This is a genomic window from Halobacillus faecis (assembly GCF_007991335.1).
Classification (GTDB): domain Bacteria; phylum Bacillota; class Bacilli; order Bacillales; family Halobacillaceae; genus Halobacillus; species Halobacillus faecis.
In genome coordinates this window covers 96703-111554 of record NZ_BJYD01000021.1, presented here as the reverse complement: position 1 = coordinate 111554, position 14852 = coordinate 96703, and the positions used below count along the sequence as shown (strand labels likewise).

Annotated in this window: 12 protein-coding genes; all 12 read left to right on the top strand. The window is 42.8% G+C overall.

Going from position 1 to position 14852, the window contains the following annotated elements; genetic code table 11:
- Nucleotides 1-113 precede the first annotated feature (113 nt).
- Nucleotides 114-692, top strand: coding sequence for a CDP-diacylglycerol--glycerol-3-phosphate 3-phosphatidyltransferase (gene pgsA, locus HFA01_RS11450; protein ID WP_146816334.1), 579 nt, complete (start codon nt 114-116; stop codon nt 690-692).
- The gene (locus tag HFA01_RS11445) at nt 689-1927 is read left to right on the top strand and encodes a competence/damage-inducible protein A (protein ID WP_146816332.1); all 1239 of its coding nucleotides are present in this window, start codon (nt 689-691) and stop codon (nt 1925-1927) included. The genes pgsA and HFA01_RS11445 overlap by 4 nt, the downstream gene beginning before the upstream one ends.
- A gap of 164 nt (nt 1928-2091) precedes the next feature.
- Nucleotides 2092-3135, top strand: coding sequence for a recombinase RecA (recA, locus tag HFA01_RS11440; RefSeq protein WP_146816330.1), 1044 nt, complete (start codon nt 2092-2094; stop codon nt 3133-3135).
- Nucleotides 3136-3477: 342 nt separating this feature from the next.
- Complete coding sequence (rny, locus tag HFA01_RS11435) at nt 3478-5040, top strand: ribonuclease Y (RefSeq protein ID WP_089652346.1); 1563 nt, start codon at nt 3478-3480, stop codon at nt 5038-5040.
- Nucleotides 5041-5127: 87 nt separating this feature from the next.
- Nucleotides 5128-5925, top strand: a complete 798-nt coding sequence (ymdB, locus tag HFA01_RS11430) for a 2',3'-cyclic-nucleotide 2'-phosphodiesterase (RefSeq protein ID WP_146816328.1) — start codon at nt 5128-5130, stop codon at nt 5923-5925.
- Between the two features lie 108 nt (nt 5926-6033).
- Complete coding sequence (locus HFA01_RS11425) at nt 6034-6294, top strand: stage V sporulation protein S (RefSeq protein WP_008640081.1); 261 nt, start codon at nt 6034-6036, stop codon at nt 6292-6294.
- Between the two features lie 502 nt (nt 6295-6796).
- Complete coding sequence (gene tdh, locus HFA01_RS11420; RefSeq protein ID WP_174787823.1) at nt 6797-7837, top strand: L-threonine 3-dehydrogenase; 1041 nt, start codon at nt 6797-6799, stop codon at nt 7835-7837.
- A gap of 18 nt (nt 7838-7855) precedes the next feature.
- A complete protein-coding gene (locus HFA01_RS11415; protein ID WP_146816326.1) occupies nt 7856-9031 on the top strand; it encodes a glycine C-acetyltransferase in 1176 nt (391 codons plus the stop codon).
- Nucleotides 9032-9232: 201 nt separating this feature from the next.
- Nucleotides 9233-10804, top strand: coding sequence for a tRNA (N6-isopentenyl adenosine(37)-C2)-methylthiotransferase MiaB (gene miaB, locus HFA01_RS11410; protein WP_146816324.1), 1572 nt, complete (start codon nt 9233-9235; stop codon nt 10802-10804).
- Entirely contained in the window at nt 10805-11230 is a 426-nt protein-coding gene (locus tag HFA01_RS11405) for a YlbF/YmcA family competence regulator (protein WP_146816322.1), read from the top strand.
- A 170-nt stretch (nt 11231-11400) separates the two neighbouring features.
- A complete protein-coding gene (locus tag HFA01_RS11400; protein ID WP_146816320.1) occupies nt 11401-11976 on the top strand; it encodes an outer spore coat protein CotE in 576 nt (191 codons plus the stop codon).
- Nucleotides 11977-12262: 286 nt separating this feature from the next.
- On the top strand, nt 12263-14845 hold the full coding sequence (gene mutS / locus HFA01_RS11395; RefSeq protein ID WP_146816318.1) for a DNA mismatch repair protein MutS: 2583 nt from the start codon (nt 12263-12265) through the stop codon (nt 14843-14845).
- The last annotated feature ends 7 nt before the right edge of the window (nt 14846-14852 follow it).

The following is a 14852-nucleotide window of genomic DNA, read 5'->3' as shown; positions in this document are numbered from 1 at the left end:
TAAATATAATTACAACCAGGCTGCCCCAGTGGTTCATCGTGAGAGTGTAAAGCCACTCTTTGTGGACGGGCAGCCTTTCATGTATTGAAATGACTGTTAGGAGAGTGAGCTTTTTGAATTTACCAAATAAAATCACATTATCAAGAATTTTTCTTATTCCAATTTTCATCATCCTCATGAGTGTTCCCTTCGAATGGGGTGCCTTCCAAATGGAAGACCGCGAATTACCTGTCGCTCACTTAGCAGGAGCACTCCTGTTTATCTTAGCTTCTACGACGGACTGGATCGACGGATATATTGCAAGAAAATATAACCTTGTAACAAACTTAGGGAAATTTCTCGATCCGCTCGCTGACAAGCTTTTAGTTAGTGCAGCCCTTATTCTACTTGTTGAAATTGGTCTCGCCCCTGCATGGATTGTCATATTGATCATCAGCCGTGAATTTGCAGTGACGGGACTCCGGCTGGTAGCCGCAGGGGAAGGCAGTGTCCTTGCAGCAAGCCAAATGGGAAAACTAAAGACATGGATCCAAATCATCGCTATTTCCCTTCTGCTCTTGCATAATTGGCCATTCGCATTCATCGGGTTCCCTTTGGGAATGATTGCACTTTACTTGGCGCTGTTGATTACCGTGTACTCTGGTTATGATTACTTCAAAAAAAATTGGCATGTAATGAGGGATTCTAAATGAGAGCAGAAATTATAGGTGTCGGTACAGAACTACTCTTAGGTCAAATTGCGAATACGAATGCTCAGTGGATCTCAAGTCGGCTTGCGACTCTCGGACATTCCGTTTATCATCACACAGTTGTCGGGGATAATTTGAAAAGGGTGAAAGATTCTTTTGCCTTAGCGGAATCAAGGGCTGATCTTGTTATCGTCACAGGCGGACTCGGTCCTACCGAAGATGACTTGACCCTGGATGCTGCTCAGCTCGTCTTTGATGAGAAATTGGTCGAGCATGAAGATTCCATGGAAAAAATCAAAAGCTATTATCAAAGAAATCAAAAGTTTATGTCAGAGAACAACCGTAAACAGGCCCGTGTGTTTGAGAGTGCTTCCGTCTTTCAAAATTTAGAAGGAATGGCGCCTGGTCAACTGGTAAAGCATGAGGATACCCTGTGGGTCTTCCTTCCAGGGGTCCCTAGAGAAATGAAATATATCATGGATGAGTATATCATTCCGTATTTACAGAATAATTACCACATTGAATCCCAAATCGTTTCAGAAATGATGCGTTTTATCGGGATCGGAGAATCTGATTTAGAAACAAAGCTCCAATCCTTGATTCGTTCTCAAACCAATCCTACTATTGCTCCCCTCGCTTCTGAAGGAGAAGTGGGTTTACGATTGACAGCTACCGGGGAATCAACAGAACAGGCGAAAGAAAAAATTCTCACGCTTAAAACCAAAATCCTTGACCATGTCGGAAAGTATTATTACGGCAGTGATGCGATTACCATTGAAGAAAAGGTCAGAGATCTCCTCAAAGAAAAAGGATTAAAAATTGGTTCAGCAGAGAGCTTCACCGGCGGAAGGTTTTTAGAGCGGCTCATCGCGCTTCCCGGTGCTTCAGCCGTCTGTCAAGGTGGATATACTGTCTATACTCCTGAGATGAAAGAAAGAATTCTTCAGGTACCTAAATTTCTAATAAAGAAATATGGGACCATCAGCCATGAATGTGCGGAGATGATGGCTTTAAATGCCCAAGCGAACTTAGACGTCGATGTGGTTGTCAGTTTCACAGGTGTGGCAGGTCCGGATGCCAGCGAAGGACATGAACCAGGTACCGTCTTTATCGGGCTTCAAATAGGAGAGAGAAAGCCTGAAGTCCATAAATTTCACTTCGACGGAGGACGGGAACAAGTGAGAGTGAGAGCTGTGAAAAGGGCGTACGAATTAATTTTCCATCGATTAAAAAAATGATTTTCATTGCTGAAAAGGTGCAATTTTGATAATTTCACGTAGAGGAAATAAAAAATTGCACCTTTTATTCTTTATAAAAAAAGGGAACATTTATTCGCTTTTTAGTTGGCAAACAATCAAAAACAAGTTATGATAGGGATAGAAATTTTGAAAGGCGGTATATAATGAGCGATCGTAAACAAGCATTGGATATGGCATTGCGTCAAATAGAAAAGCAATTCGGAAAAGGCTCCATTATGAAGCTGGGGGAAAGCGCTGAGCAGAAAGTGAACACGGTTCCGAGTGGATCTCTTGCTCTTGACGTAGCCCTTGGAGTTGGCGGCTACCCACGTGGTAGAATTGTAGAAATTTATGGACCAGAATCTTCTGGTAAAACAACAGTCGCGCTTCACGCGATTGCTGAAGCTCAAAGAAAAGGTGGCCAGGCGGCCTTCATCGATGCGGAACATGCCTTAGACCCTGTCTATGCAAGAGCGTTGGGCGTAGACATTGAAGAACTTCTACTATCTCAACCGGATACGGGAGAGCAGGCACTTGAAATTGCAGAGGCTCTTGTCCGTAGTGGTGCAGTTGATATGGTTGTCATCGACTCTGTAGCAGCACTTGTACCAAAAGCTGAGATTGAAGGGGAAATGGGGGACGCTCACGTCGGTTTGCAGGCCCGTTTGATGTCTCAGGCGCTTCGTAAGCTTTCTGGAGCCATCAACAAATCGAAAACGACGGCCATCTTTATTAACCAAATTCGTGAAAAAGTGGGAGTAATGTTCGGTAACCCTGAAACTACCCCTGGTGGACGTGCGTTGAAGTTCTATTCTTCTGTTCGTTTGGAAGTCCGTCGTGCGGAGACTTTGAAACAAGGAAACGAAATGGTCGGAAACAAAACCCGTTTGAAAGTGGTCAAAAACAAAGTGGCCCCTCCATTCAGACAAGCAGAAGTAGATATTATGTATGGAGAAGGAATTTCTCGCGAAGGAGAGCTGCTTGATATCGGAACAGATCTCGACCTTATTCAGAAGAGTGGTTCCTGGTATTCGTATAAGGATGATAGACTCGGCCAGGGCCGTGAGAATGCCAAGCAATTCCTTAAAGAAAACGTTGAGGTCTATGAAGAAGTGAAAAAATTGATTCGAGACCATTATGGCATGGAAGTAGATGAAGAAGCAGCAGATGCCAATAATAAAGAAAGTCAGGAAACGCTGGACGTTTAATCGTTCGAGTAAAAAAGAGTATGAAACGATCGTTTCATACTCTTTTTTTACATATAATTAATTTTTTTAAGTCATCACAAAGACTGTTTTTGTTCCTTATAGTGCATCTTTTCTTTAGCCGTAGGGAGTAGAAAAGAAGGGATTAATAGACTGACATTTTTAAATATTTGAATATGTTAGCAGATACATAGGGCGTTTCCTTGACATTCCGTATAGTCAAGCATAAAATGAATGTGTATCATTTTCATCTTTATACCCTTATCTTAAACAAATGAAACTGAAAATGAAACGTTTGTAATTGCCGACAAACGGACCAAGTTCATAGCAAGAGGAGGTGAAATTATGGATATAATATCCTCGCTCATCTTCATTTTGCTTGCCCTTATCATCGGTTCTGTTGTTGGTTATCTTATTCGGAAATCGATTGCGGAAGCGAAAATTTCCAGTGCTGAGGACCTTGCGAAACAGATTGTGGAAGAAGGTCATCGCAACGCTGAATCAGCCAAGAAGGAAGCTCTTCTTGAAGCGAAAGAAGAGAACCAGAAATTTCGCCAGGAAGCGGAGAACGAAATCCGTGAGCGCCGCATGGAACTGCAGAAAACTGAAAATCGTTTAACTCAGAAAGAAGAGAATCTTGATCGTAAGAGTGGAACGCTTGACCAACGTGATCTTTCACTCGAAAAGAAAGAAGGGACTCTTGCCGAGAGACAACAACAAATTGAAGAAATGGAAAGCAAAGTGAAAGCTATGCTTCAAGAACAACAAACGGAGCTTGAACGCATCTCAAGCTTAACATCAGACCAGGCGAAGCAGATGATTTTAGAACGCGTCGAACAAGAGGTATCGCATGAGTCAGCCCTTATGATTAAGGAAGCGGAAAACCGTGCGAAGGAAGAAGCGGATAAGAAAGCGAAAAGCATTCTTTCTCTAGCCCTTCAGCGTTGTGCAGCTGATCATGTAGCTGAAACGACCGTTTCCGTTGTCAACCTTCCTAATGACGAAATGAAAGGCCGCATCATTGGACGTGAAGGCCGTAACATTCGTACTTTAGAGACACTGACAGGTATTGACTTGATTATTGACGATACCCCTGAGGCTGTCATCCTTTCAGGGTTTGATCCAATTCGACGAGAAACAGCAAGAATGGCCCTTGAGAAGTTGGTGCAGGATGGACGAATTCACCCTGCTCGTATCGAAGAGATGGTGGACAAGTCCAGACGAGAAGTTGATGATTACATCAGAGAAGTTGGGGAGCAAACCACTTTTGAAGTGGGTGTTCATGGTCTCCACCCAGATCTGATTAAAATCTTAGGACGTCTGAAGTATCGTACTAGTTACGGACAAAACGTCTTGAAACACTCAATGGAAGTCGCTTACCTATCCGGTTTGTTAGCTGCCGAACTTGGAGAAGATGAAACCCTGGCCCGTCGTGCAGGACTGCTTCATGATATTGGTAAAGCCATTGACCATGAAGTAGAAGGAAGTCACGTGGAAATCGGTAAAGAACTGGCGATGAAGTACAAAGAGAACGAAACGGTCATTAATGCTGTAGCATCCCACCATGGTGATGAAGAGCCGACCTCAATCATTTCTGTACTTGTTGCTGCTGCCGATGCTCTATCCGCGGCACGTCCTGGAGCCAGAAGTGAAACCTTAGAGAATTACATCAAACGTCTTGAAAAACTGGAAGAGATTTCAGAGTCTTACGATGGCGTAGAGAAATCTTTCGCGATCCAAGCTGGACGCGAAGTTCGCATCATGGTTCGTCCTGATGAAATTGATGATCTTGAAGCAACAAGATTAGCACGAGATATTCGAAATCGAATCGAGGGAGAACTCGATTATCCAGGTCATATTAAAGTTACCGTTATTCGTGAAACACGCTCTGTGGAGTATGCGAAATAAAATGAATGAAGCGGCCTCCCGGGCCGCTTCATTTCTGTTTTTACGGGTACAATAAAGAAACGATTGTAGAAGGAAGGTTTTTGTTATATGAGAATTTTATTTATTGGTGATGTTGTAGGTTCACCGGGGCGGGAAATGGTTGACGAATACTTACCGAAACTCAAACAGAAATATCAGCCTGCTGTCGCTATAGTGAATGGTGAAAATGCAGCGTCCGGAAAAGGCATTACTGAAAAAATTTACCGTCGCTTCCTTGAAAAAGGAGCCCAAGCCGTAACGTTAGGGAACCATGCATGGGATAAAAAAGAGATCTTTGAATTTATCGATGATGCGGAATACCTCGTCCGTCCAGCCAACTTTCCTGAGGGTACGCCAGGGAAAGGGATGACTTTTGTCAAAACCCCCAAAGGTGAGGTCGCTGTTATTAACTTGCAAGGACGTACGTTCTTATCCCCGAATGATGATCCGTTCAGAAAGATTGATGAGCTGATAGAAGAAGCGAAGAAAAGAACATCTATCATTTTTCTGGATTTTCATGCGGAAGCAACGAGTGAAAAGCAGGCGATGGGCTGGTATGTAGATGGTAGAGTGAGTGTGAATGTAGGGACGCATACCCATATCCAGACAGCTGATGAAAGAATCCTTCCAGGAGGCACGGGCTATATTTCTGACGTTGGGATGACAGGCCCTTATGACGGAATTCTTGGAATGGAGCGTGAAGCGGTTTTAAAGCGTTTTCTAACAAACTTACCCGTACGTTTTGAAGTTCCAAAAAAGGGAAGAGCACAACTGAGTGCTTTCTTGGTGGATGTAGATGATAAGACAGGAAAATCTACAAAAGTCCAGCGTATTTTAATTAACGATGACCATCCATTCTTTGAGTGATTATTTGAATTTTGCGACAAATTCATTCATAATGAAAAGGTAATATCCTACATCTCCAAGAATATAGTAGTTATGGAACAACTATAGTGATTGAAGGAGGAGCTAGTAATGGAAGTCTTAAAAGTATCAGCCAAATCCGTACCTAATTCAGTAGCAGGGGCCTTGGCCAACGTAGTACGAGAGCGCGGGACAGCCGAAATTCAAGCGATTGGAGCCGGAGCATTGAATCAGGCTGTGAAAGCCGTAGCCATCGCAAGAGGGTTTGTTGCTCCGAGTGGGATGGACTTGATTTGCATCCCGGCATTTACAGATATCATGATTGACGAGGAGGAACGAACAGCGATTAAGTTAATCGTCGAACCTCGATGAGCTTATTAACCCACGCGTTTTTATACGTTTCGCGTACTTAAGTGGTTTGCTAGCAAATACCTTATCCTTATGGATGAAAGAAAAATAGAATGGAGCAAAAAGGCGTACTCCCTATTGTGAGTACGCCTTTTTTATTTGAAGCCTTTTCGAAACTACGTTTGTTAATACAAAAAGGATCTCCAACGATAAGGTTCGTGCAAGAATCATTGGTTGAGATAAGCAGCGTTGTTTGCTATATCAAGGTTTATATGTGATGAAATAGACATCTGCCTTCTGTTGACCAGCCTGATCCCACTCTTAAATAATCTCAAATCATGTCTTACAAAATAGAGGGATGGTATAAAAGCAGTGGGGAGAATGAATAGAGGTAAAGAGAGCAGTGCAAGATGTGAGCGTTTGTGTTTTTCCAGTGGACAATTAGATTTGCGTTTTTCTCAATACATGTTACTATTGTTTATATAAGAGGTTTAACAATGATTTATTGAAGTTGGGAGTGTTCACTGTGAATGGAACGATGAAAGCGATCGTTAAGCATCACCGCGGCCCAGGAGCGCAGATGCAAGAAGTTGAGATTCCGGAAATCCGTGATGATGAAGTATTAATCCGTGTGAAAGCGACATCCATTTGTGGAACGGATGTCCATATATATAATTGGGATGAGTGGTCTGAAAGCCGTGTCAAACCACCTTATGTTTTCGGTCATGAATTCTCAGGGGAAATTGTGGAACTAGGAAGTAAGGTTCATAATTTCCAAACAGGAGATTATGTGAGTGCAGAGACTCACCTTATTTGTGGGCACTGTCCGCAATGCTTGACGGGTAAATTCCACATTTGTGAAAACACTAAAATTATTGGTGTAGATACGCAAGGATGTTTTGCGGAATATGTAGCTCTTCCGGCAGATAATTTATGGAAGAACCCTGATGAAATGCCAACAGACATCGCTTCCATTCAAGAGCCGATGGGGAATGCTGTACATACGGTTTTGAATGGCGATGTGGCAGGGAAATCAGTAGCCATCATTGGATGTGGTCCTATTGGTCTGATGGCTGTAGGTGTAGCCAAGGCAGCTGGAGCATCTCAAGTGCTTGCTTTTGATTTGAATCCATACCGCCTTGAACTTGCTGAGAAAATGGGAGCGACAACCGTGATCCATTCTGGTGAAATCGATCCTGTTGAAAAAGCAAAAGAGTTAACAAGTGGGCATGGGGTAGACGTTGTTTGTGAAATGAGTGGACATCCTGTAGCGATGGACCAAGGATTTAAAATGATCACAAATGGCGGCCGTGTTTCTATACTGAGTTTACCTACGAAGAGGGTGAGCCTTGATGTGACGAATGATATCGTATTTAAAGGCGTAGAGGTTCAAGGGATTACTGGAAGAAAGATGTATGAAACGTGGCAGCAGGTTTCAAGACTTCTTCAATCCCAACAGGTGGATGTTACCCCGTTGATTACCCATCATCTAAAGCTTGAAGAATTCGAGAAGGGCTTTGACTTGATGAATCAAGGTCAATGTGGAAAAGTAGTTTTACACCCATAATTGTAAGGAGGATGTTTTATGAAAGGCTTTGAATACTTACAAAAAGAACTAAACGAGATGCAGGAAGAAGGGACGTTCCGTACGTTGATCCCATTGGAATCTGCACAAGGTTCCAAAGTGACCATCAAAGGAAAAGAAGTGATTCAACTTTCTTCCAATAACTATCTAGGGCTTACCTCACACCCGAAGATGAAAGAAGCAGCAGAAAAAGCGAATGAAGAATATGGCGTCGGAACAGGTTCTGTTCGTACGATTGCAGGTACATTGAAAATGCATGAGGATTTTGAAGAGAAATTGGCGAAGTTCAAACATACAGAAGCTGCGTTAGTGTTTCAATCAGGCTTTACGACAAACCAAGGAGTTCTTTCTTCTATCCTAGGCAAAGAAGATGTTGTGATTTCTGATGAGTTGAACCACGCCTCAATCATCGATGGGATTCGTCTTACAAAAGCAGATCGCAAAATATATAAACATGTCGACATGGAGTCACTAGAATCAGCGTTGAAAGAAAGTGGCGATTATCGTACACGTTTAATCGTTACTGACGGCGTCTTTTCCATGGATGGTAATATCGCTCCGCTACCGGAGATCGTAGAACTTGCTGAAAAATATGATGCTCTTATTATGGTGGACGATGCGCATGCGAGCGGGGTTCTGGGTGATAACGGACGCGGGACGGTCAATCATTTCAATCTGGATGGTCGTGTCCACATTCAAGTCGGAACACTCAGTAAAGCGATTGGAGTCCTTGGAGGGTATGTCGCAAGTACAAAAACTCTTCGAGATTACTTGATTCACAAAGGACGTCCATTCTTGTTCAGTACTTCCCACCCGCCAGCAGTGACGGCTGCGAATGATGCAGCGATTGATGTATTGCTTGAAGAACCAGAACTGATCGAAAAACTTTGGGACAATACAAAATTCTTCAAAGACGGTCTCAATGCTCTTGGATTTGATACCGGTATCAGTGAAACTCCGGTAACTCCTGTAATGGTTGGGGATGACGCACTTACCCATAAATTCTCTGATGAATTGTTTGAAGAAGGCGTATTCGCACAAGGGATCGTCTTCCCGACAGTTCAACGCGGAAAAGGTCGCGTCCGAACAATCGTTACAGCAGAACATTCTAAAGAAGAACTGCAAGAAGCTCTTGATGCTTTCGAAAAAGTCGGTAAAAAATTAGGGATTATATAATAGTAAAGAAGCCAGCTATGAAATAGCTGGCTTTTTTCTTATAAAACAGTATCCCTCTCTATTCAACAAACGCTCCCGATTGTTGAATAAAATGACTGGAAAACAGATGAAAAAACGGGGAATTCATGTTTACGCTTAATTTATCATGTAAAACTTGATATAATGGTACAGTTAGAAGGTTCGGCTTGAAAGGAGATCATAATGAACGAACAGCAACGTAAGGAAATGTCACAAATTCGTCAGTCATCCACGACGGATGGTAAAGCAGAACAAGATAACTTAAATCGACTAAAACAAAAAACAAGTGAAGATTTTGTCAAATACTTTGAAACGACATACCAACCCCCGAACATGAGGGATGCACAGCGCCGGAAACGGAAAGAAACTGACGTGCATTATGATTTCGAAATCCCTGAAGATATGGATCAAGCAGGCAAGGGTAAAAAATATCTGATCCGTACATATGGGTGCCAGATGAATGAACATGATACTGAAGTCATGGCAGGGATTTTTGAAGAAATGGGTTATGAACCGACAAAAGATACGAAAGAAGCGGACATCATTCTACTAAATACCTGTGCCATCCGCGAAAATGCAGAGAACAAGGTGTTCGGTGAAATTGGACACTTGAAGCCTTTGAAAATGGAAAATCCGAACTTGATCATCGGCATCTGCGGGTGTATGTCACAGGAAGAATCTGTCGTAAACCGTATTCTTAAAAAACACCCATTCATCGACCTTATTTTCGGTACACACAATATTCATAGAATCCCGCAGCTTGTAAAAGAAGCGATGTTCGGGAAAGAAATGGTGATTGATGTGTGGTCGAAGGAAGGTGACATTATTGAAAACCTTCCAAGGTCAAGAAAAGGAAAAATCAAGGCGTGGGTGAACATCATGTATGGCTGCGACAAATTCTGTACCTACTGTATCGTTCCATATACAAGAGGTAAAGAAAGAAGCCGTTTACCTCAGGACATCATCCAGGAAGTGAGGCATCTAGCAGCTCAAGGGTATAAGGAAATCACCCTCCTTGGACAAAACGTAAATGCGTATGGAAAAGACTTGGATATGGCCTATGGACTCGGAGACTTGATGGATGAATTGCGGAGTATAGATATTCCTAGAGTCCGCTTTACAACTTCTCATCCAAGAGACTTCGATGATCGTTTGATTGAAGTACTTGCTAAAGGTGGTAATATGCTCGATCACATCCATCTACCCGTCCAGTCAGGGAATAGTGATATACTGAAAATCATGGGTCGTAAATACTCGAGGGAAGAGTATCTTGAACTCGTTCGCAAAATTCGTGTAGCTATGCCGGATGCCACCCTTACGACAGATATCATCGTTGGGTTCCCGAATGAAACGGAAGAGCAGTTCCAGGATACGTTATCCCTTGTAGAAGAAGTCGGCTTTGAAGCTGCTTATACGTTTATTTATTCTCCAAGAGATAATACACCTGCAGCTAAAATGAAAGATAACGTTTCAATGGAAGAGAAGAAGGACCGTTTGCAGCGGTTGAATAAAATTGTCAACCAGCAATCTGCAGACGCCATGAAAGCATATGAAGGTGAAATTGTAGACGTGCTTGTTGAAGGAGAAAGTAAAAATAACCCGGATGTTTTAGCAGGGTATACGAAGCGGAACAAGTTGGTCAACTTCCGCGCTCCTGAGTCTACAATCGGTCAAATTGTCCCTGTAAGGGTGACCAAAGCGAAAACGTGGTCCCTTGATGGAGAATTAGTAGAAATCAACGCAGAGGTGAAATGAATGGCACAATATACAAGACAAGAAGTTGTAGAAGAAGCAAAGAAATTAGCTAAAATGATGGCTGATATAGAAGAGATCGATCGTTTCAAACAGCTGGAAGCGAAACTGAATGATAACCAAAAGGTTCAATCTCATATTAAAAAAATCAAAGCTTTGCAAAAGCAGGCTGTGAACTTCCAAGCTTATGGAAAAACCGAAGCTCTCCAAAAGATCGAAAAAGAAATCGATCGTCTCCAAGATGAGCTGGATGAGATTCCGGTTGTTGCTGAATTCAAAGATTCTCAAACCATCATTAACGATATCCTTCAAATGGTTTCAAATACGATTTCACGTGAAGTTACTAATGAAGTGATCCGTTCTACAGGTGGGGATCTTCTGCAAGGAGAAACAGGTTCTAATAAATCAAGTCATGGTTGCAGCCATTGATGCATACACTTCCGTCAGAGGGTTTTCCCCTCTGGCGGATTTTTTTCGTACAATTTTATGGGCTAGTGCATAGAATGAATTAAACACGTCCTTAGGCCATTTTCCCGCTAGTCACCATTCGCCCAACCCACACATAGGATGGGTGGTAGAATAAGGAGGAGTGAAACCCTATGTCTTTTTTTGAACGAGACTACAGAGAGATCATTACAAAAGCTGTAATCGGTAAAGGTAAAAAGTTTACAGAATCCACACACACCATTAGCCCTTCGCACCGTCCGACAAGTATCCTAGGTTGTTGGGTCATCAATCACATCTACAATGCCAAAAAGAAAGGAGATCACGTTGAAGTTTCTGGCAGTTACGACGTGAACGTCTGGTATTCGTATAACGACAATACAAAAACAGAAGTCGTTACAGAGCGTGTCAGCTATTGTGATCACGTCAAGTTGGCAGTGAAAGATGATAATTGTGTACATGATGACTTTGAGGTAATCGCTAAGGTCGTACAGCAACCGAACTGTTTAGAGGCAAACATATCAGGTAATGGGCAAAAAATTTGCGTTGAAGTAGAAAGAGAGTTTGCTGTAGATGTTATAGGTGAAACGAAGTTATGTGTGAAAGTGGATCCCCATGGATGCGGCCATGATGATGATTACGATTATGATTTGTCTTCCGATGATTTTTCAGCCATTGAAACGGACTTCCTTCCATCTTCTTCAGACAGAGATCACGATAGCCACGATTAATCATGAATTCCTTGCTGTCTCAGCGAGGAATTCTTTTTTTGTACTTTCACGTTAATTGAAGAATAGTTCCTTATTCTTGAAAAAATCAGTTTCAAGACATTTGTGAGTGGTTCTGGTGGGAGGAAAACGATCCCTACCTAAACGACCCTGATTTCTAAAGAACATTTCGAAATCAATTTTTTAAGAATTAATCCTGCCCTATACTTGGTTCTTTCGTGTAAGAACATTTGCCTCGTATGCTATAATGGTTGGAGAATCTTATTGTACGTTTTGGAGGTTTAACCTTATGGCACAATACACACCCATGATGCAGCAGTATTTGAAAATTAAAGCAGACCAAAAAGATGCCTTTCTGTTTTTCCGGTTAGGCGATTTTTATGAATTGTTTTTTGAGGATGCACTGAAGGCGTCCCAGGAGCTTGAAATTACATTGACCAGCAGGGACGGAGGTTCTAACGGACGTATTCCAATGTGTGGAGTCCCTTATCACTCTGCAGACAATTACATAAAGCAGTTGATTGAAAAAGGATACAAAGTTGCTATATGTGAGCAGGTTGAGGATCCGAAAACGACCAAAGGGGTCGTAAAACGGGAAGTGGTCCAATTGATCACTCCGGGTACGGTCATGGAAGGCAGCATGCTCGACGAAAAGGAAAACAACTACTTGGCTTCCCTGAGCGACTTAGAAGATGGCTCTTACGTGGTCAGTTACAATGACCTCACTACAGGAGAAAACAGTGTAGCTCTTATCCCCGGTGGTTTTGACGCGGCTATGAGTGAATTGTACAGCCGGCCGGTCAAAGAAGTGGTCGTATCCAATGATTTTGATGTCGAACAAAAACAGATGTTGATCGACCGTTTGGATTACACGGTCTCTCACCAGGACTGGACAGACATTGCTCCTGAATTTCAACCTCTTGTTGAGGGCGTTCATCAAGATAAGCTATTAGTGGGCTTCGGAAGGCTTCTCAATTATATTCAGCATACGCAAAAAAGGTCGCTCGATCACCTGCAGCCTGTGAAAGTGATTGAATTGAAACAATACATGACCCTCGATATGTACTCCAAAAGAAACTTAGAGCTGTTGGAAACCCTTAGAAAGAAAGGGAAAGCGGGGAGTCTTCTCTCTGTCATCGACAAAACCGTCACTTCCATGGGCGCTCGTATGCTCAAAAAGTGGATGGAGCGTCCGTTGTTGTCAGCGGATGCCATTGCGATGAGGCATGACCAGGTCGAAGGATTTCTAGATCAGTTTTTTGAGCGAGAGACTTTGAGGGATGAGCTCTCAAATGTTTATGACTTGGAACGCTTAGCTGGAAGAGTAGCGTTTGGCAATGTGAATGCCAGGGATATGATCCAGTTGAGGAATTCATTGAGTCATATACCCGATATTTTAACGACCCTTTCAAAATTTGAGCACCCTTCCATTGAAAGTTTATATGACATGGTCGATCCTCTGCAGGAATTGAAAGATCTTCTTCAGGAAAGCATCGCTGATGATCCTCCAATCTCTGTAAAAGAAGGAGGCTTGATTCGGGACGGCTTCAACGAACAGCTGGATGACTATAGATACGCTTCTAAGAATGGAAAGCAGTGGATTGCTGAGCTTGAACAAAGAGAACGAGCTGAAACAGGCATTAAATCCTTGAAAATCGGCTATAATCGTGTCTTCGGCTATTACATTGAAGTGACAAAAGCAAACTTGAGACATTTACCAGAAGGAAGGTACGAGCGTAAGCAGACCCTTACAAATGCCGAACGTTTCATTACTCCAGAGCTGAAAGAAAGAGAAACGCTGATCCTCGAAGCTCAGGAAAAAAGTGTGGAGCTTGAGTATGAATTGTTCCTTGGTGTTCGCGAAAAGGTGAAGGCTTATGTCAAAAGACTTCAACAGCTGGCAGACCAAATCAGCCGAATTGATGTTCTCCAAGGTTTTGCTCAAGTAGCAGAATCCTATCAATATGTACGACCGGAATACCAGGAACAACGAGTGGTGGACATCCGTCAGGGCCGCCATCCTGTTGTAGAAAAAGTGATGCAGGAAGGAACGTTCGTCCCGAATGACATTTACATGAATGATGAAACGGATGTGCTAATGATTACGGGACCGAACATGTCCGGTAAGAGTACGTACATGCGTCAACTTGCATTGACGGCCATTCTTGGACAAATGGGCTCCTTTGTGCCATGCCAGTCTGCGAGTTTACCAGTTTTTGATCAAATCTTTACAAGAATTGGTGCAGCGGATGATCTTGTTTCCGGTCATAGTACATTCATGGTCGAAATGCTAGAAGCAAACCACGCATTGACTCACGCAACGGAAAACAGCTTGATCCTCCTAGATGAAATAGGGAGGGGGACAAGTACGTATGACGGTATGGCTCTTGCTCAGGCTATAGTGGAGTATATCCATGGAGAGATTAAGGCGAAAACGCTGTTCTCTACCCACTATCATGAGTTGACCTCTTTGGATGAGGAGCTTGATCGCTTGAAAAATGTTCATGTCCGTGCGGAAGAGTATGAAGGCAATGTAGTATTCCTTCACCAGATCAAAGAGGGGCCAGCGGACGAAAGTTATGGTATCCATGTGGCGAAGCTTGCGCACTTGCCTGATCCACTGATCAACAGAGCAACCGCCCTTCTGGAACAGCTTGAAAACGGACCTCTAAAAATGGATGCGACTGCTTCTAAAGAAGAAGAGGAACAGTTAAGCTTGTTTGTAGAAGAAACAAAGCCTGAGAAAAAAGAGAGCGGGGCCCCTCAGATTTCTCAGGTGGAAAAACGCCTGCAGTCATTGGATTTGATGGAAATGACACCAATGGATGCTATGAATGAATTGTACCAATTGCAAAAACGTTTAAAATCATAAAGGAGGA